General features: G+C 59.6%; 17 protein-coding genes. 7 read left to right on the plus strand and 10 right to left on the minus strand.

What is annotated here, in order from left to right; genetic code table 11:
- The first annotated feature begins 430 nt into the window (after nt 1-430).
- Nucleotides 431-937: a peptide-methionine (S)-S-oxide reductase MsrA gene (gene msrA, locus HDE79_RS13530; protein WP_184602484.1), complete on the plus strand. Its 507-nt coding sequence runs from the start codon at nt 431-433 to the stop codon at nt 935-937.
- A gap of 55 nt (nt 938-992) precedes the next feature.
- On the opposite strand, the gene HDE79_RS13535 is transcribed toward msrA, so the two are convergent.
- A complete protein-coding gene (locus HDE79_RS13535) occupies nt 993-1,346 on the minus strand; it encodes a hypothetical protein (protein ID WP_184602485.1) in 354 nt (117 codons plus the stop codon).
- A 322-nt stretch (nt 1,347-1,668) separates the two neighbouring features.
- On the opposite strand from HDE79_RS13535, the gene HDE79_RS13540 reads away from it, so the two are divergent.
- On the plus strand, nt 1,669-3,885 hold the full coding sequence (locus tag HDE79_RS13540) for a penicillin acylase family protein (RefSeq protein ID WP_184602561.1): 2,217 nt from the start codon (nt 1,669-1,671) through the stop codon (nt 3,883-3,885).
- 144 nt (nt 3,886-4,029) lie between these two features.
- Here the strand turns inward: HDE79_RS13540 and HDE79_RS13545 are convergent, their stop codons facing one another.
- The 3 genes from HDE79_RS13545 to HDE79_RS13555 form a co-directional block, all read right to left on the minus strand.
- Nucleotides 4,030-4,812, minus strand: a complete 783-nt coding sequence (locus HDE79_RS13545; protein ID WP_184602486.1) for a DUF4239 domain-containing protein — start codon at nt 4,810-4,812, stop codon at nt 4,030-4,032.
- A 122-nt stretch (nt 4,813-4,934) separates the two neighbouring features.
- Nucleotides 4,935-5,906 (minus strand): hypothetical protein, encoded by a 972-nt coding sequence (locus tag HDE79_RS13550; protein WP_184602487.1) that lies wholly within the window; start codon nt 5,904-5,906, stop codon nt 4,935-4,937.
- 251 nt (nt 5,907-6,157) lie between these two features.
- Complete coding sequence (locus HDE79_RS13555; protein WP_343205964.1) at nt 6,158-7,654, minus strand: amidohydrolase family protein; 1,497 nt, start codon at nt 7,652-7,654, stop codon at nt 6,158-6,160.
- A gap of 216 nt (nt 7,655-7,870) precedes the next feature.
- Between HDE79_RS13555 and HDE79_RS13560 the strand changes: the two genes are divergently transcribed.
- Both HDE79_RS13560 and HDE79_RS13565 read left to right on the plus strand, forming a co-directional pair.
- Nucleotides 7,871-8,440 (plus strand): TetR/AcrR family transcriptional regulator, encoded by a 570-nt coding sequence (locus tag HDE79_RS13560; RefSeq protein ID WP_184602488.1) that lies wholly within the window; start codon nt 7,871-7,873, stop codon nt 8,438-8,440.
- Between the two features lie 48 nt (nt 8,441-8,488).
- Nucleotides 8,489-9,157 carry a type II CAAX endopeptidase family protein gene (locus HDE79_RS13565; protein ID WP_184602489.1) on the plus strand — a complete coding sequence of 223 codons (669 nt, stop codon included), beginning with the start codon at nt 8,489-8,491 and terminating at the stop codon, nt 9,155-9,157.
- A gap of 170 nt (nt 9,158-9,327) precedes the next feature.
- Here HDE79_RS13565 and HDE79_RS13570 read toward each other — a convergent pair whose 3' ends face one another.
- Nucleotides 9,328-10,104 carry an NAD(P)H-dependent oxidoreductase gene (locus tag HDE79_RS13570; protein ID WP_184602563.1) on the minus strand — a complete coding sequence of 259 codons (777 nt, stop codon included), beginning with the start codon at nt 10,102-10,104 and terminating at the stop codon, nt 9,328-9,330.
- 82 nt (nt 10,105-10,186) lie between these two features.
- Between HDE79_RS13570 and HDE79_RS13575 the strand changes: the two genes are divergently transcribed.
- Nucleotides 10,187-11,080 (plus strand): LysR family transcriptional regulator, encoded by an 894-nt coding sequence (locus HDE79_RS13575; protein WP_184602490.1) that lies wholly within the window; start codon nt 10,187-10,189, stop codon nt 11,078-11,080.
- Nucleotides 11,081-11,139: 59 nt separating this feature from the next.
- Here the strand turns inward: HDE79_RS13575 and HDE79_RS13580 are convergent, their stop codons facing one another.
- The 3 genes from HDE79_RS13580 to HDE79_RS13590 all read right to left on the minus strand — a co-directional run bounded on the left by HDE79_RS13580 (nt 11,140) and on the right by HDE79_RS13590 (nt 13,717).
- On the minus strand, nt 11,140-11,784 hold the full coding sequence (locus tag HDE79_RS13580; protein WP_184602491.1) for a TetR family transcriptional regulator: 645 nt from the start codon (nt 11,782-11,784) through the stop codon (nt 11,140-11,142).
- 12 nt (nt 11,785-11,796) lie between these two features.
- A complete protein-coding gene (locus HDE79_RS13585) occupies nt 11,797-12,573 on the minus strand; it encodes an SDR family oxidoreductase (protein WP_184602492.1) in 777 nt (258 codons plus the stop codon).
- A gap of 259 nt (nt 12,574-12,832) precedes the next feature.
- A complete protein-coding gene (locus HDE79_RS13590; RefSeq protein ID WP_184602493.1) occupies nt 12,833-13,717 on the minus strand; it encodes an SDR family oxidoreductase in 885 nt (294 codons plus the stop codon).
- Nucleotides 13,718-13,793: 76 nt separating this feature from the next.
- Here HDE79_RS13590 and HDE79_RS13595 point away from each other — a divergent pair, with 76 nt between their 5' ends.
- Nucleotides 13,794-14,645: a helix-turn-helix transcriptional regulator gene (locus HDE79_RS13595; protein ID WP_184602494.1), complete on the plus strand. Its 852-nt coding sequence runs from the start codon at nt 13,794-13,796 to the stop codon at nt 14,643-14,645.
- 137 nt (nt 14,646-14,782) lie between these two features.
- Here HDE79_RS13595 and HDE79_RS13600 read toward each other — a convergent pair whose 3' ends face one another.
- On the minus strand, nt 14,783-14,950 hold the full coding sequence (locus tag HDE79_RS13600) for a hypothetical protein (RefSeq protein WP_184602495.1): 168 nt from the start codon (nt 14,948-14,950) through the stop codon (nt 14,783-14,785).
- 317 nt (nt 14,951-15,267) lie between these two features.
- On the opposite strand from HDE79_RS13600, the gene HDE79_RS13605 reads away from it, so the two are divergent.
- Complete coding sequence (locus tag HDE79_RS13605; protein ID WP_184602496.1) at nt 15,268-16,152, plus strand: EamA family transporter; 885 nt, start codon at nt 15,268-15,270, stop codon at nt 16,150-16,152.
- 179 nt (nt 16,153-16,331) lie between these two features.
- Here HDE79_RS13605 and HDE79_RS13610 read toward each other — a convergent pair whose 3' ends face one another.
- A complete protein-coding gene (locus tag HDE79_RS13610) occupies nt 16,332-17,132 on the minus strand; it encodes a DUF1868 domain-containing protein (protein WP_184602497.1) in 801 nt (266 codons plus the stop codon).
- Nucleotides 17,133-17,356: the final 224 nt, after the last annotated feature.

Raw genomic sequence — 17,356 nt, forward strand, 5'->3', positions numbered from 1 at the left:
CCTGCAGCAGACGCATAACGCCACAGCCACCGACAATTGAAGCTCGGATTTGTGACGCCGTTCTTTCCGTTAGCGGGTGCATGTTTTTACGTTTAAAAGCAGTACATGCTGAAAACACACTGACGTCGCAAGACCCTGCTGTGAAAGACGCCTTGGCCCGCTGGTAGGAAGCACAACTGCAACGATCGTCCGTACCGACCGACGATGACCATGGCGCAAGTTCTGACTATCGCCGCGCGGCGCGCAACAAAATCAATCAATGCGGACCACGGCCGTTCTGGGCTGGGTCGATGCGCCAGTTGATAGTCAGTCTCAGTAGAAACTGACTATCAACTGGCACCTGCTCCCCTTCGGTCGCTATCTTGGACTGCCACTGGGCGACCCCATCTATGTCACAAGCTGTCGACATCCATCACCAGGAACCAAACTCATGACTGTTACAACTGAACGCGCCATCCTTGCTGGCGGCTGCTTCTGGGGGGTGCAGGATCTGATCCGCCATCAGCCAGGCGTGGTTTCCACGCGCGTGGGCTACTCCGGCGGTGATGTTCCCAACGCCACGTATCGCAACCACGGCAGTCATGCCGAAGCGATCGAGATCATCTTCAACCCGCAGGTGATCAGCTATCGCACCCTGCTGGAATTCTTCTTCCAGATCCACGATCCCAGCACGCCGAACCGTCAGGGCAACGATCGCGGCCTGAGTTACCGCTCGGCGATTTTCTACACCAGCGAAGCACAGAAGGAGGTGGCCGAAGACACCATCGCCGACGTCGATGCCTCGGGCCTGTGGCCGGGCAAGGCGGTGACGGAGCTGGCGCCGGCCGGCGATTTCTGGGAAGCCGAGCCCGAACACCAGGACTACCTGCAGCACTACCCCAACGGCTACACCTGCCACTTCATCCGGCCGGAGTGGAAGCTGCCGCACCGCGCTTAATGCTCAAAAGGTGGATGCAGGGCCAAGGCAAAGCGCGCGGCCTGCACGACGTCTCTCAATGCAAGGACATCGCCCAGGTGATGTAGGCCGCGCTGACGGCGGTCAGGGTCAGCGCCACCAGAAAAATAACGTCGGCCATGCGTTCGAGTCGATAGTTGCGAATCACGCTTCGCGTGCGCAGCGCCCAGTACGACAGCAGGCAGGACGCCAGATAGAGCATGGCGTTCACCGCCAGCAGATCTTCGGCAAGCATGTCGGATTTGTGGGTTGCGATCACCACGCGAATGATGCCGGTCACGGTCAGGCATACACCCACCATCGCCGCCGAGGCGGTGAAGATGTGTACGCAGATGTTTTCATCGAGGCGGGTACGCTGGGACTTGCTGGGCGTGGTGACTAGAGAATTCATACGGGGGCTTCGCTAACGACTGATGACTCAGTGATTGAACACAGAACGCATGCAATAGTTTCATCGTGACCCATCTTGCGCAGGTGCTGCGGTGTAGCGAACTATGGCCAAGGTAAAGAACCAATGCGGAATGATTCGATATGTAACCGGTCGCAATAAATATTTTACTTACCGCGCTCGATCACCACGGAGCGCCGCGCTGGGTCACCTCTTCCAAAGCGGCGTCGCTCCAGACAAATCGTGGTCGCATGATCTTTGCACCATGGCGGCACGACCTCGGTAAAGTGCATGCTGTGATCCGATTTTGGGGATGAAAAAGCCGATGCCTGCGCGCCTGTCGAAGCAATCTCGTTATCTGCAGTGCTTGCTGCCCGTCGCTGCCTTGGTCGCACTCGGTCTCGCTGCTCAGGCACACGCCACTAGCGATACATCGGAGACCGCGCGATGGCAGCGCGAAACTCAAGCCGTCACCATCACCCGCGACGACTGGGGCATCGCCCATGTACATGGCAAGACCGATGCCGATGCAGTGTTCGGCATGGCCTACGCGCAGGCCGAGGACGACTTCAACCGCGTCGAGACCAACTACCTCAATGCGATGGGCCGGCTCGCCGAGGCCGAGGGTGAACCCGCGATCTGGCAGGACCTGCGGATGAAGCTGTTTATCGACCCGGTCCAATTGAAGACGATGTATGCGAAGAGTCCCGGCTGGCTGCAGGCACTGATGAACAGCTGGGCGGACGGGCTCAACGATTACCTCGCCATGCACCCGGACGTGCACCCGCGCGTCATCAGGCACTTCGAACCGTGGATGGCGCTGAGCTTCAGCGAAGGCAGCATCGGCGGTGATATCGAGCGCGTGCCGCTGAACCAGCTCGAGGCTTTCTACGGCCAGAACCCTGCTGCACTGGCGCGTGTCGATCCGCCGTCGAGCTGGAGCGAACCGACCGGCTCCAACGGCATCGCCATCGCGCCCAGGCTCACCGTCGATGGTCACGCGCTACTGCTGATCAATCCACATACCTCGTTCTTCTTCCGCTCCGAACTGCAGATGAGCAGCGACGCCGGGCTCGATGCGTACGGCGCGGTCACCTGGGGCCAGTTCTTCATCTACCAGGGTTTCAATCCGCACATCGGCTGGATGCATACCTCGACCGGCGCTGACGTGGTCGATGAATTTGCCGAAACCATCGTGCACAAGGATGGCAGGCTGTTCTATCGCCATGGCACCGAACTGCGGCCGGTCACCAGCAAGATCATCACCGTGCCCTATCGCGCGAAGGACGGCTCGATGGCCGAACGCCGCTTCACCGTCTATGCCACGCATCACGGCCCAGTGGTGCGCGCAGCCTACGGCAAGTGGATCGCCATCGCGCTGATGAACAAGCCGATGGAAGCGCTCGAACAAAGCTGGTTGCGCACCAAGGCCAACGATTACGCCAGCTACATGAAGGTTGCCGAGCTGAAGGCCAATTCGTCCAACAACACCATCTTCGCCGACGACAAAGGCGAGATAGCGTATCTGCATCCGCAATTCATCCCGCAACGCGATGACCGTTTCGATTACACCAAGCCTGTCGACGGCAGCAACCCTGCCACCGACTGGAAAGGCCTGCTGCCGCTCGACGCTGCGCCGCACCTGCTAAACCCGCCGAACGGCTGGATCTTCAACACCAACGACTGGCCCTACTCCGCCGCCGGACCGTACAGCCCGAAGCAAGCGGACTATCCGCGCTATATGGACAGCTTCGGCGAAAACCCGCGCGGCATCCATGCCACCAGTCTGCTCACCGGCCAGCGTGATTTCACCATCGCGTCGCTGATCAGCAACGCCTTTGATTCGTACCTGCCCGCCTTCGCACGGCAGATACCGATACTGGTTGCCGACTACGACGCGCTGCCCGCCAGCGATCCGTTGAAGCCGAAGCTCGCTGGCCAGATCGCGCTGCTGCGTCACTGGGATTATCGCTGGGGCATCACCTCGATACCGACCTCGCTCGCGGTGTTCTGGGGCGATACCTTGTGGGACTCGGTCAGCAAGGCCGATACCGCCGAAGGCCTCTCCATCTATGACTACATGGCGGAGAAAGCGGGACCAGTGGCGCGTCTGCAAGCGCTAGTCGAAGCGTCCGATCGACTGAAAAAGGATTTCGGCAGCTGGGGCATACCGTGGGGCGAGATCAATCGCTTCCAGCGGCTCAACGGCGACATCGAACAGCCGTTCAATGACAGCAAGCCAAGCATTCCCGTGCCGTTCGTCTCCTCGCGCTGGGGCTCGCTCGCTTCGTTTGGCGCGCATCGCTGGCCCGGTACGAAGCGCTACTACGGCACCAGCGGCAACAGTTTTGTCGCCGTAGTCGAGTTCGGCCCCAGAGTGCACGCCCGCGCCATCACCGCCGGTGGTGAGAGCGGTCACCCGGACTCGCCACACTTCAATGACGAGGCCGAGCGTTACACCACCGGCAATCTGCGTAACGTCTACTTCTGGCCGGAAGAGTTGCTGGGTCACATCGAGCGCGTGTATCACCCGGGCGAATAAAACCTGGCCCATACTCCAAAAGAAACCACCGACCAGAAAGATGATCTGGCAGCAGGCCCGTGATTCGAATCTGTGTAGCTGCAATAGTGGGCAATCCGTTACCCCTCTGAGATTTCCAGCAACCGCTAGCTTTTAGAAGCTGGCTTATGGCGAATGCGCCGATGTTGGCGTCATACCCTGCAAGGTCTCGATCAGCAGCTGGTCGGCGGCATCCACCCGGATCAATCCCATACGCGGATACTCGAGATCGCGGATCACGAACACGGTCACCGTCAGCGCCACCGCAAACACCATCACCTGCAGCCAGGGCACCCGCTCGCCGTCCGCCATGCCATAACCAGCCAGCAAGGCCGACATCAGCGCCAGCAGAAAAAGCATCAGGTCGATCACCGCCGGTGGATGATCGCGCGTGGCGGCCAGCCGCGTGGTGGTGATATCGAACATGTCGTTGAGCGCCGAAGCCACCAGGCTCAGTGCAGCGTTGCTACCCGAGTTCTGCGCCACGGTGGTGGCCTGCGTCCAGATCTGCTGTTGCGAGGTCACGCTGTCAGCCCACGCCTTGGCCGCGGCTGTGGAACCCGGCATAGCCTGGTAAGTATCCAGCCGCAGTTGCACGTACCGACGCATTGCTTCGCGCAGCGGTGGCTGCTGCGTCGCGGGCAGCAAGTCGATGCGCAGATAAGCCGTGCCGATGGCGTTGGCCTCCTGCGTAATCAACTCGCGTCGATGTTCGAACCGGCCCGCCGCGCCGGAAAACGAAAACGCGAGCAGCAGGCCCAGCAAACCGAACACCGCCCCGCTCAGCGCGTTGGCATCGCCTTTGACGCCGTAACGTTTGCCAAGCACAAAGCCCAGCTTCACGAAAATCAGCAGACCCAGCAAGAGGGCGACGGAATACAGCCAGGGGTCGATAACGGGCTGGGACATGGTGGCCTGCAGGTCATGGCAAGGTGGAAGGGTTGGCGTGATCAAACCACATCATTGGGCGGCAAGCGATGGCGCTCAGCAACGACGCCCATAGCCACTACACATCGCCGATCACATGCCGCTCATTCCGAAATCGCCAGCACGCAGGCATCGGCACCGTAGCTGCGGCAGCAAACGGCGAAGATCGACAGGCTATCCGACCCGGTTGCGGGACCGAGCAATCCTTGCAGGTAACCGTTGAAGAACGCGCAACCGGAGTGGCCGTCCTCGCTGCACAGCGGGCTGTGGCGAATATGCAGCTGGTCGTATCGTTGTCCGACATCCACCAGTGCGGCAAGAGCCGGTATCGCAACGCGCTCGATCGCTTCCTGCAGTGCGAATGGCTCGCGGAATGTCGGATCGCATTCCGAGACCCAGGCGCCAAGGCGTTGCCCCACCAGCATGAGCGACGCCTCACGCGCAACCGCGCTCACCGCGGCATCCAGCTTCAGCAGTCGCGGAAAGATTTGCGGATAGTCGTTTTTCAGTTTCGGCAGCATCGTGTCGACTGCCTCCATGTCCGGCCCCTCCGGAATCAGCTCGACAAACGGCTCCATCACCGCCACCGGAGCAGGGGCCGGCGAGGGCGCACGCGGAACAATGAAGACGAACTCCGGCTCGGGCTCCGGAACCGGCGGCGTCGGCGTCAGCGGCTCGACGGAAACGATGGCTACCGGGACTGGTGCTTTCGGCTGCTCCGCTGCGATCTCCTCTGCTACCACCGGCAAGGCATCGATGGCCGGTGACGGCGTCGATGCCGCCACACCGGGCGGACGCGGCAGCACACGCGACGCCGCGAAGTGCGGCGTCGACGCGCCATCCTGGAACGGCGCGATCTTGAAACTGATAATGCGCTCGTGCTCGTCCAGCGCCGATTCCAGCGCGCGTTTCCTGCGTGACGGCCCGCGCACCACCATCGTCATCAACGCGCCATGCGGATCCTGCACCAATCGGTGCCGCTGCAAGGTAAAGCCGTTTGCAACGAGCAGTCGACCGATGTCCATCAGCAGCCCCTCCCGTTTCTCCGAGAGAGTCTGTATTTCCAGCTCCAACATGAGGCCCCCCTGTTGTCGATGCTGGTGAATTAAGTTGTAGTTGCTACGATAACGTTTCCACGAACGAAAAACATGACGTGGTTCAAGGGCTCGCTGCTAACAACACTTGCCGCGGCCATCCGATCGGTATTCGGCGGACCGCGCCGGTTGTCGCTGCTTGTTTCGGATAGGGTCCATCTCAGGCAACAGCTACGCGTTGAATTGGTCGGAGGTGTTTATTTGATGGGAAACGTCCCCACTCCCTTTATCTATCAGCGCAGACCCACCGTGCCATTCGCTGCCTTGACCAATTTCGCCGGCTCGTAGCCCACGCCGCCCTTGAACACCAGCGCGACGTTTTCGATGTCCTTGATGTTGGTTGCCGGATTGCCGTCTATCAGCACCAGGTCGGCAGCCTTGCCGATGTCGATGGAACCGATGTTCTTTTCCTCACCCATGAAGCGCGCACCGTTGAGGGTGGCAATCTGGATCGCCTGCAGCGGAGTGAAGCCGGCATCCACCAGTAGCTCCACTTCGTGCTGGTCGCCGTAACCGGCGATGACGCCGCCAAAGCCGGTGGGGTCGAGCCCGGCCAGCAGGGTTCCGCCCTGCTGCACAAAGGCGTGCTCGAAATCCTCTTCCAACTTGAACACCTTCACCCACGGCGAGTCCTTGATGCCGGCAATCTTGTCACGCACCTTGAGGTATTCGACACGCGTCTCCGGCAGCATCGCATCGAGTACGCGCGCGTCGACCGGTGCGCGCCTGGGCACGAACGTCTCGAACACCGGCAGTGTCGAGGTGACCGCCACGTGCTTCGCCACCAGATGCCTGATCAACTGTTGAATGCGTGGATCATCCACGCTTATCGTGGCCAGATTCGCTACCGCAAGCTTGGTGTCCGGGCAGACGTCCGACTGCTTGCCTGCGGTGAACTCGGTATCCACCGGCAGCCCGTGTTCCAGATCGTCGATACCCAGGTCAGCCGCTTCGGTAAAGCCGATCGTGCATAGATGCCCGGTGACCTTGATGTGCTGCGCATGTGCCGCGGCAATCGCCGCCGACAGTTCGGCGCGGGTGATGTGCATATAGGCCTTGAACGAAGTCGCACCCTCACCGATCCAGTAATTGACCGTGGCGGTCGCATCTGCCGCGTCCACCAACTCATGCATCTGCGGGGTAAAGCTGCCCTTGCCTTCCAGGTAAGGTCCGGTGGTATGCATCTTCGGGCCAGGAATCTTGCCGGCATCGATGGCCTTTTTCAGCTCCAGGTCGGTATACGGTTCGGTACTGCCGGTGGTGCGGATAGTGGTGACACCACCGGCCAGATAGAGCTTGGGAAAGCTCGATGCCTGCTCGGGATAGATCGCCTCCTTCGCTTCCGGGTTCACCTTCGGCGCCGGATAAAACATGTGGTCATGCATGCCGACCAGACCCGGAATCAGCGTCTGCCCGCTACCGTCGATCACGGTTGCATTCTTCGGCAGCTTCACGTGCTTGCCGACCGCCGCGATCAGTCCGTCACGCAGCAGCACTGTCTGATTTTCCTTCGCGGCTGTTCCTGTGCCGTCGATGACCCGTATATGAGTGATCGCCAGCAGCGGTTGCGCATATTTCACAAACTGCTGCGTCTGCGCAGACAGCTGCGGAGTCTGCGCCACGGCGGATGTAGCAGCGCAGAACCCCGCCAGCACTGCGACTAGCAGGTTGTGCCGGCAAGTGATGATCGGTGGCAAGGCAGACACGAAGCGGATGACTCTCTTAAACACAGGTGGACTCCCCAGTAGCGAAGCAGACACGTGCCTGCTGATCGATCAGAACCACTATCTCACGATAGAAGCAGATGGCGCAGCCAGCACCTGCACCCTGCATGCGATGCCGGAAAGGGAGGGTCGCGGCGAAAGAAATGCTGATTCGATAAGAAGCTTCCGTGCGTAAGCGACATCCCTTGACATGTAACGAACGTTACATGTAACGTTCGTTACATGCAAAATCGAAAAAACGAACTCATCGAATCGCTTATCGCCTACCTGCTTGAAAACGGCTTGGCCGATCTCTCGTTACGCCCGCTCGCAGCGGGAACAGGAACCAGCGCCCGCTTGCTGATTTACCACTTCGGATCGAAGGAAGGCTTGCTCACCGAGGTACTGGAGGCGATGCAGGCGCATGTGCAGCAGTCCTTCGTCCAGTTGCTGGACAAACCATCGGCAGGCAGGCCTTCGAAACCACCACTGAAGCTGCTTTGGAACTGGGCCATCACCGACGAAAACTATCTGTATCTGAAACTGCTGTACGAACTGCAGATCCTCGCCATTCAAAATCCGGATACCTACGCGCAGTACCTCGGGCGCAACACCGACAGCTGGCTTGATCTTGCGCTGGCTGCGCTGTCTCCCTCGCTGCGCACCCCTGCCATGGCAACACTATGTGCGGCCGTGTTCGATGGCTTGTTTATCGAACTCATGAGCAGCGGCGATCGCAAACGCACCACGCAAGCCCTTGATTGCTTCATCCAGATGGGCACCGAAGCGCTTGCGAGTCAGTCGAAAGCATGAAGGCACACGGAGCATCCATACATCCACACAGGCGGATCCATGCACACGTTGGCCACTGAACTCGAACCCACCCGCAGGCGTAAATGGTTGGTAACACTTGTCGGGCTCACGCTCGCGCTAGGCGTTGCCAGCCTTCCCATCGGCGACTGGGATCATGAATTCGCGGGAATTGGCCACCTGGTCGGCAATGAAGCCATCTGGTGGATCTATGTCGCCGCAATCCTGTTGTATATCCGCAAGATAGAACGACGGCCACTGTCGTCGATCGGGTTTCGAACGCCGGGCATTGGGAACATCGCCCTGGGTGTGTGTGCTGGCCTGCTTATCACTGCCGTTCTTGGGGCGATGTATTTCGTTGTATTGCCCGCGCTTCATCTGAATGACTCGATGGCGTCCACAACCAACGCCAACGCATTGATGGCTACGCCGTTCTGGTGGCGATTCATCTCGACCATACGTGCCGCCGTCGCCGAGGAAGTCCTGTTTCGAGGCTACGCCATGGAGCGCATCGAAGAATTATCGGGAAGCCGAACCGTCGCTGTGGTGGTTTCCTGCGCGATCTTCACCCTCGCCCACGTAAGCAGCTGGGGTTGGAGTCACGAACTGTTCGTCGCAGTCGGGGGCCTGGCGTTTTCCCTGCTGTACCTGTGGCGACGGAATCTGTGGGTGAACATCATTGCGCACTTCATCGTGGACGCCGTGTCGTTTCTCGCCTGAGCGTTGAATGAAGAAAGACTCTTTAGTTCACATCCTCAACGATCCAAACAAAGAATCGATCGTGATTCATCTCAATCAGATGATGTGAACCAGATGATGTGAACCCTAGGCCGGGAAGAAAGTAGAACGTGCTCTGACTGGCCTCTCTACCACCTTTGTCCGCGGAACACCTACGCGATATGCGCAGCAAAGCCAACCTGCCCCGGCGCAATATCAGGTCGCAAGGTGAGTTGAGGAATGATGTACGCACCCGCGTTTTGTGGGCGAAAGGGAATCGGCGGGGTTTTCCAGAGGTCGTCGAGACGCTGCCCGAACGCGTCGCAAATCGTTGAAAACCGTGCGTCGTCGACCCGGTCTGTGCGATGGATCACGAACGGGGGCAACACGTCGAAACCCGGGTAGTAAAGAATCCCGTGCTGGATGGGAAACAACACATCATCCATAGGACCATTGATCCCACGCAGGCTGTAATGAGACTCCCATCCGCCTGTCGTCACGACTAGCATCGCGCGTTTTCCGGCCAGCGTGCCTTCGCCATAGCGATCGCCCCAGTGGGCGTCGGAATGCTCTCCCACGCCATACGCGAAGCCATACGCATACACACGCTCCACCCAGCCTTTGAGGATCGCCGGCAGCGAGAACCACCACAGCGGAAACTGCAGGATCACTGCATCTGCCCAGCGCAGCTTGTCCTGCTCAAGCACAATATCGCTGCTCTGCTGACCGCTGGCGAACGCGCGCCTGGATTCCGCGGAAGGATCAAAGCGCTCGCCAGCTGGCCGATCCAAGCTGTCGTGTGCATCGAGCACGGCTTTCCAGTGCATCGCATACAGATCGGAAACCTGCACGGAGTGACCAGCCTCTTCCAGGCGTTTGACTGCAAATTCCTTGAGCGAGCCGTTTAGGGATTTAGGCTCAGGGTGAGCGTAAACGAGAAGAACATTCATGGCGGAATCTCCGTGGGAAGAATCTACGGTAGGCGTCCACAAGGTATATTGGAAATGAATATCCAATATTTCAGGTATATCCATGAATAATCTCAGGCGCATCGACATCAACCTGCTGGTCACGCTGGATGTCCTGCTTTCCGAACACAATGTGACCCGCGCAGCACAACGCCTGAATTTCTCCCAGCCATCGGTGAGTGTCCATCTCGCCAAGTTGCGGGATATCTTTGGCGACCCGCTGTTGCTACCCGGCCCACGCGGCATGCGTCCTACCGCGCGAGCCGAAGCGTTGCGTGAACCGTTGCGGCAGGCACTGGAAACGCTTGAGCGTGCGGTGGCGCCCGACAGCCCGTTTGATCCTGCCGAGGCCAGTCAAACATGGCGCGTCGCCGCATCCGACTACGGCGAATCGACGATCGTGCTGCCAGCGTTGATCGGATTGCGTTCGGTGGCGCCGGGTACCCGATTGGCTGTGCTTGAAGCGACACCATCACGCATTGCCAGGCAGGCGGAACAGGGAGAGATCGATCTTGCCTTTCATACCAGCGAAGGCGCTCCGTCCAGCTTGCGTCGCCGCGTGCTCTTCAAAGAACGGTATGTTCTGGCTGGCCGTGCAGGCCATCCGCGATTAAAGCGGCGCCCAACGCTTGCGCAATTCTGCAAACTCGATCATGTGATCGTGTCGCCGGATGGTGGCGGGTTTCGCGCCGTCACGGATCAAGCGTTGTCGGAGGTCGGCCTCACGCGCCGCGTCGTGCTGTCCGTGCCGCACTTCCTGTTTGTTCTGTCGGTGCTGGCAAGCACCGATCTTGTGGCGATGGTGCCTTCGCGCGTCGTTCGCAACAACCATGCACTGCAGGTGGTTGAGCCGCCGGTCGATGTCCCGGGGTTCGAGATGGCCATGCTCTGGCATGAGCGCTCCCATCGCGATCCCGCGCACGAATGGCTGCGCGAGCACATCGCCCATTCGGTGTGATCCGTTCGCGCCCATTTTCAATGTGGGCGTATTCCTGGAAGCCATCGCAACGCAGGCCTTCAGCTCGCGAGGGCGCCGCGCCAGTACTCGTTGAGCGCCTCGGTCAGTTCGGTGTGAAACACTGGTTGCAGCACCGGTAGGGCCAGGGCTTCATCGAGTAGATCGATATCGCACGGCTGCGATGCCTGCCAGATGCCGCGGGTCATCGCAAAGGTACGCATCAGCAAAAGCACGCCCCGCCCTGCAGAAATTTTCATGACGGATTCAATCATGCTTGCCGTATGCGACAAGGCGATGATGAACTCGCGCTTGACCTCGAGCATCGTCTCGGCTTCGAGATTCTTCTCGAGTACACCATAAGAGATAGCGTCGAGGCGAAGCAACTCAGGACGTGATTCGATGATTGAAACGAACGACGCAATAAAACTTGCCACCTTGTCGGCTCGACGCCCTTTGAGTTCAGACAGAACGCTTTCCAGCTCTTTCAGTGAATCAAGCAGGCTTGCTGCCAGCAGTGCACTGAATATTTCTTCCTTCGTCCGAAAGTAGAGATAAACCGTGCCCTTGGCCAACTGGGACGCGTTGGCAATGTCGCCGGCAGACGGCAAGGTACCGTCGCCAGCAAGGAACAGCGTTTTCGCCGCATCGAGGATGGCTTTCCTGCGCGCCTGCTTGTCCTCGGTTGCTATTGCGTAACGTGCCATCGGGTCATGATTTTATTGGAAGGAGACCGCCATCTTCGCCTGTGTGTGCCGCGAAAAAAAGCGCGATGTAAAAGTCAGGAATTTGTTGACGCCACCAGCAACCACACTCGGCTTCTTGGCAAGCATCGCCTCGATGCCGATTCGAGCGACCTTCTCAGGGGCGAGCATCGTTAGCCGGGTCATCGGCGTCGGTACAAAGTCAGCCACCGCGAGGAAACCCGTATCCATCAAGCCGGGGGACAACACGGTGACGTTGACCTTGGGTGCCAGTTCGACATTGAGCGCATGGCCCAGCGAAAGCATGAATGCCTTGGAGGCACCATAGCCCGCCATACCCGGAATCGGCTGATAGGCCGCAACGCTCGCCACCAGCAGGATGTGCCCATGCCCACGTTTCGCCATGCGCTGTGCGAACACATGGGTCAATTCCGTCATCGCGACGATATCCAGATTCAGCATCGAGCGCAGCCGCGAGGCATCGTGCTGGATAAACGGGCCGCTCAATCCGAACGCCGCGTTGTTGATGAGGATATCGGCCTCAATGCCCTGGGCCTCGAGACCCTGCTGCAATGAGGCTGCACTATCAGCCTGCCCGAGATCCGCACCAACCACGACGACCTTCGTGCCATGACGTTCAAGCAGTTGAGCAGCGAGCAGATTCATCGGCTCCTCGCGTCGCGCGACGAGTACCAGATTTGCACCATGTTCCGCCATGATTTTGGCGAACTCCAGCCCAAGCCCACTCGATGCACCCGTTACTACGCACCATTTGTCTTTGAGGTTTTGCATGGACACATCCAATTAAAATGACCATTGGTCATCTTAAATTGACCAACGGTCATATTTCAAGTGCTCCAAGGCCTATCGAGATCAAAGTGGCTCGGAGTTGGTCATATTCATTGCGTCCACCATCCTTCGAAAATACCCGACACTGCGTGTGCTGTAACCAGCAACAAAGCCGCGAAAACAAAAAGGCCGGTCTTTAAGACCGGCCTTTTTACATGTTGACTCAGCGCTCTTTGCGCTGCGCGTAGCGAGCCCGTTCACCTCACGCGAAGTATCCGTTATCCCGCATGTCGCTCAGCAGATCCGGGCCTTCCGGATGCCATCCCAGTGACTTGCGGGTGATGGCGCTGGAGACGGGATTATCGGTGGCAACGAAGCGCGCCAGAAAATCGAAATGTGCGGGCGCTTCGTTCGCGGTAAGGCTACGGACGGGGATGCCGAGGCCCGCGCCGATCGCTTCGGCGATGGCACGAAACGGGATACCTTCTTCGGCGATGCCGTGCAGACGCGTTCCGGGCTCGGCGTTTTCAAGCGCCAGTCGATAGAGATGCGCTGCGTCCAGCCGATGCACCGCGGGCCATACGTTCGCGCCGTCACCTACGTACGCGGAGAGACCTGTTTCACGTGCGATGTTGATCAGCCTGGGCACGAAGCCGTGGTCACCCGCGCCGTGGACCGTGGGCGCCAAACGCACGACACTGCCGCGCACGCCACGGTCGGCAGCTAACACCATGGCTTCCGATGCGGCGCGAGGAACCTCGACGCTCATCGGCGCGTCTTGCTCCGTAGCAGGACGACCGTGTGCCACCATCATGCTGCCGGACGTGATGACCAATGGCTTGCCGGAATCCTGCAGCGCGCTGACCATCGCTTCCACGGCACGTCGGTCGGTCTCGACGTTGACCATGAATTGCGAGAAGTCGTGGATAAAAGCCGTATGGATTACGCCGTCGCATGTCTGCGCACCGCGCTTCAGACTATCCAGATCCTCGAGCGCACCACGATGCACCTCGACGCCTGCAGCCTTGAGCGATGCAGCAGACGCATCCGAGCGAGCGAAGCCGAGAACCTGGTGTCCCGCTTCTGTCAGTTCCTTGACGATGGCCGAGCCAATAAACCCGGTCGCACCGGTGAGAAAAACACGCATGAGCATCCTCCTTCAAATAGTTGATGGATTGTGTGACGCTCCTGGAACCACAAAAAAGTCGTGACGTCATACCGGTATGAGCACTAACAGGCTGAGCATCCCTACTGCCCCTAGCGACAACCCGCTGGGACATTACCTGAAAGACCGCCGCACCAAACTTGACGCGGCGCGCCTGGGCTATCCCACCACCCGACGGCGCACGCCCGGCTTACGGCGCGAAGAGGTCGCGCAACGCGCCAACGTCAGCATCACCTGGTATACGTGGCTGGAACAGGGACGCGGCGGGGCGCCGTCGGCCGATGTGCTCGACCGCCTCGCCGTAGCACTCGCCCTCACCGATGTCGAACGTGAGCATCTCTTTTTACTCGCCCAAAACAGGCTGCCCGAAGTCCAGCATCAGCAGACCGAGGGCATCACGCCGCAGCTGCAGCGGATCCTGGACACGCTCGAGTTCAGCCCGGCTTACGTAAAAACACCGGACTGGGATGTGATTGCATGGAACCGCGCCGCCGAGGTGATGATGCCCGATTTGTTGTCGCTGCCTGAAGGCAAGCGCAATCTGCTCCGCCTGGTCTTTTGCCTGCCGCACATGCAGGAGAAGATGTTCGACTGGGAAAGTGTGGCGCGCTTTGTCGTCGCCACGTTTCGAAACGAAACTGCCAAGAGCGGCATTAGCGAATACACCAAGGCGTTGATCGATGAGTTGAGCCAGGTCAGTCCGGCATTCAAGTCCATGTGGCTTGAGCATGACGTCAGCACGCACGGCGAAGGCACCAAACATATTCAGCACCCGACGCTGGGATTGATCACGCTGGAATATTCCGCCTTCGCGGTCGATGGCAAACCGCATCTCGGCCTGGTGATCTACAACCCGGTGACGACGAAGGACAAAGCAGGTGTGCGGGCGCTGATGGAAAGCGCAACCTAACCCAGACTAACTGTTGCGTTGAGGAAATGGGTTGGCCCGTCTTTGCCAGCCAACCCACGTCCATCGGAGCGAGGATGCATTGAGAAATGCGGCGTTCCAGTGATCTCGATTCAGAACAGTGAAACTGCCCCGCCCCTTTAAATAGGCGGCTGCATCAGCGCGATGGTCGTGCCATCGGCGGCGACCGCATACATCACAGGAGTGCCGGCAAACGGGCCAGCAGGAATCGGCTGGGGTCGGCCCTGTGCCTGCCAGCCATGACGCTGACACAGGGCAACGGCCGCATCGATATCATCGACCTGCAAGGCTAGATGCAGCCTGCCTGGTAAGCACGGGTCGGCTGCGAAAGCGCCGATACACCGGTGTACTGCAGCAGTTCGAGTCTGCCCGGCAACGTCCAACCGAATTTCTTTTCGCTCCTCGGACAAGGCTGAGTTCATCGACTAGAAGGCCCATCGGGGTGGCTGTGGAGACTGGAAATCCATGCGTCATCCCGCGAGTCATGCCGTCCATTGCTGACAGGCGGTGTCAGTAATGGCAACGGCAAGACGATCTGCATGGTGGGCTTCATCTAGATCTGCGGGCATCATGGACGAACTGTTCTCCCGCCGCGGCTGCGCTCATGTCGTCACGTTCCACTGTTGCTCCGCTCGCGCTCGCGGTCGGCGCGCTATTGATCAGCATGGTCTCGTACCAATGTGGTGCGTCGCTGGCCAAACACCTGTTTCCTCAGGTCGGCGCACAGGGCGCTACCGCCTATCGGCTGGGGCTCAGCGCACTGATGTTGCTGCTGTGGCGACGGCCGTGGCGCCGCTCGGGTAGTCAGCGCAACTGGCGTGCGCTATGGGGCTATGGCCTCTCGATGGGTGCAATGAACCTGGTGTTCTACATGTCGCTGCGCACGATCCCGCTGGGTATCGCGGTAGCGCTGGAATTCACCGGGCCGCTGGCTCTGGCGCTGATCAGCTCGCGCCGGTTAATCGACTTCGTCTGGATCGCGCTGGTGGTGGCCGGTCTGGCCCTGTTGTTGCCGCTGCGCGGACAGATGCAGGCGCTCGATCCGGTTGGCGTGATGTACGCGTTGACCGCTGGTGTTGGCTGGGCGTTATACATCGTGCTGGGGAAAAAGGCCGGGGCCGCCTACGGGGCGGACACGGTGACCTGGGGCACCTCGATCGGTGCCTTGCTGGCAATACCGTTCGGTGTCGCGCATGCCGGTAGCGCCCTGCTGTCGCCGACCCTGTTGCCGTACGCGCTGGGTGTGGCGGTACTGAGCTCGGCCCTACCCTATTCGCTGGAGATGGTCGCGTTGACCCGACTACCGGCGCGCACATTCAGCACCTTGTTGAGTCTGGAGCCGGCCGTAGCGGCGGTGGCTGGCGTGGCGTTGCTGGACGAACGGATCAGCCTGCTTCAGTGGCTGGCCATCGTGGCGATCATCGTGGCGGCGGTCGGCACCGCGTTGAGCGCGCGTCGCCCCCCGCTGACCGAGCCGCTGGCGAATTGAAAGCCACGAACAAACCGACGCTGCAGCGAGTGCATCGTTACTCGGTATCTTCAAGGATGTCCCCGTGCATGCCGGTTCTGTATTCCCCCTACACTTGTTGCCGCATTAAACACACTCAGCGTCCCATGCCGGGATTGAGCACGCTTGAATATTCGGCCCTCGCTCGCTTTACCGCGTTTTCACTTCAAAAGAAACTGCGTCTGAAACGACATCATGTCGTTGAAGAGACAGAATTCCGGCACACCCATCTCGAAAACGGGAATGCGCTCTCGCATCTTGCGCAGCGCCGTCGAGAGCTGCTGCAGATACTGCGGCGCAGTCGCTTGTGTCAGTGGCCGTATGCGATAGCCGAAGGTGGTGTGGAAAATGTATTGGTCGTGACCGGCATGGCGAATGCCGATCACCTGAGCGATTCGATCGCGTAGGGAGCGCAAGCGACGCTCTTCGGCGTCATCAACCGGTCGCAACGGAATGGCCGTCCATTTGGGTGTGAGCGGCGCTTCATAGGCGACCATGCGAATCGGCGGTTCGAAACCGAAGTCGGCATCGCGCAGCTTGCCAGCGATATAGTCATTGCATTCGCGCATGCTCGCATCGAGCGGTAATCCGCGCGGCCAGTCGCCAGCTGCGCGACGCACATCGAGCGCCCCATCGAACACCGTCATGTGGAACGACGAGGACGGCAGCCAGCTCATCTGTGCATCACCAACCTGTGCGCGCAGTTCGGCGTAGACCTGTTGCATCGCTTCGAACTGCCACCCCGGGTGATTCAAGTGACAGATGATCGTGTTGCCCGGATAGTTTTGCGCGTGGCCATCGACGCCAAACTTTTTCCCCGGCCCGACGTCGCTCGCCACGTCACGCGCAAAGCGGGCAGCGATTGCATCAGGCTTGTCGTCGGCCTGCAATCGCCCTGATACCAGGCCCGCGCCGAGACCGGCAGCCAACAACCGAAGGGCTTCTCGCCTGGTTATACCCATGGGTTACTGATCCTCATCGTTGGCAAATCTCGATTGATGACAATAGTGCTAAAACGCTTTCAGCATCGACCCGCCAGCCGATGCAAGCGACAGCGTCGCCTATCTCGGGAAGATCTGGAACTGCATGAGCGACAAACAGGCTGGAAGTGGTTATTGCACTTTAACTACCTACGGCCCGTTTTACGCGCACTGTTGTTCCACCGAGTATTGCTGCCGAACATTGG

Source organism: Rhodanobacter sp. MP1X3 (genome assembly GCF_014207165.1).
Taxonomy (GTDB): Bacteria; Pseudomonadota; Gammaproteobacteria; order Xanthomonadales; family Rhodanobacteraceae; genus Rhodanobacter.

What these genes read in the sequence shown, in the direction of transcription:
- HDE79_RS13605 (WP_184602496.1), top strand. Translation starts at nt 15,268, where the DNA reads ATGTCGTCACGTTCCACTGTTGCTCCGCTCGCGCTCGCGGTCGGCGCG.
- HDE79_RS13540 (WP_184602561.1), top strand. Translation starts at nt 1,669, where the DNA reads ATGCCTGCGCGCCTGTCGAAGCAATCTCGTTATCTGCAGTGCTTGCTG.
- msrA (WP_184602484.1), top strand. Translation starts at nt 431, where the DNA reads ATGACTGTTACAACTGAACGCGCCATCCTTGCTGGCGGCTGCTTCTGG.
- HDE79_RS13570 (WP_184602563.1), bottom strand. Translation starts at nt 10,104, where the DNA reads ATGAATGTTCTTCTCGTTTACGCTCACCCTGAGCCTAAATCCCTAAAC.
- HDE79_RS13610 (WP_184602497.1), bottom strand. Translation starts at nt 17,132, where the DNA reads ATGGGTATAACCAGGCGAGAAGCCCTTCGGTTGTTGGCTGCCGGTCTC.
- HDE79_RS13560 (WP_184602488.1), top strand. Translation starts at nt 7,871, where the DNA reads ATGCAAAATCGAAAAAACGAACTCATCGAATCGCTTATCGCCTACCTG.
- HDE79_RS13550 (WP_184602487.1), bottom strand. Translation starts at nt 5,906, where the DNA reads ATGTTGGAGCTGGAAATACAGACTCTCTCGGAGAAACGGGAGGGGCTG.
- HDE79_RS13535 (WP_184602485.1), bottom strand. Translation starts at nt 1,346, where the DNA reads ATGAATTCTCTAGTCACCACGCCCAGCAAGTCCCAGCGTACCCGCCTC.
- HDE79_RS13595 (WP_184602494.1), top strand. Translation starts at nt 13,794, where the DNA reads ATGAGCACTAACAGGCTGAGCATCCCTACTGCCCCTAGCGACAACCCG.
- HDE79_RS13590 (WP_184602493.1), bottom strand. Translation starts at nt 13,717, where the DNA reads ATGCGTGTTTTTCTCACCGGTGCGACCGGGTTTATTGGCTCGGCCATC.
- HDE79_RS13575 (WP_184602490.1), top strand. Translation starts at nt 10,187, where the DNA reads ATGAATAATCTCAGGCGCATCGACATCAACCTGCTGGTCACGCTGGAT.
- HDE79_RS13545 (WP_184602486.1), bottom strand. Translation starts at nt 4,812, where the DNA reads ATGTCCCAGCCCGTTATCGACCCCTGGCTGTATTCCGTCGCCCTCTTG.
- HDE79_RS13580 (WP_184602491.1), bottom strand. Translation starts at nt 11,784, where the DNA reads ATGGCACGTTACGCAATAGCAACCGAGGACAAGCAGGCGCGCAGGAAA.
- HDE79_RS13585 (WP_184602492.1), bottom strand. Translation starts at nt 12,573, where the DNA reads ATGCAAAACCTCAAAGACAAATGGTGCGTAGTAACGGGTGCATCGAGT.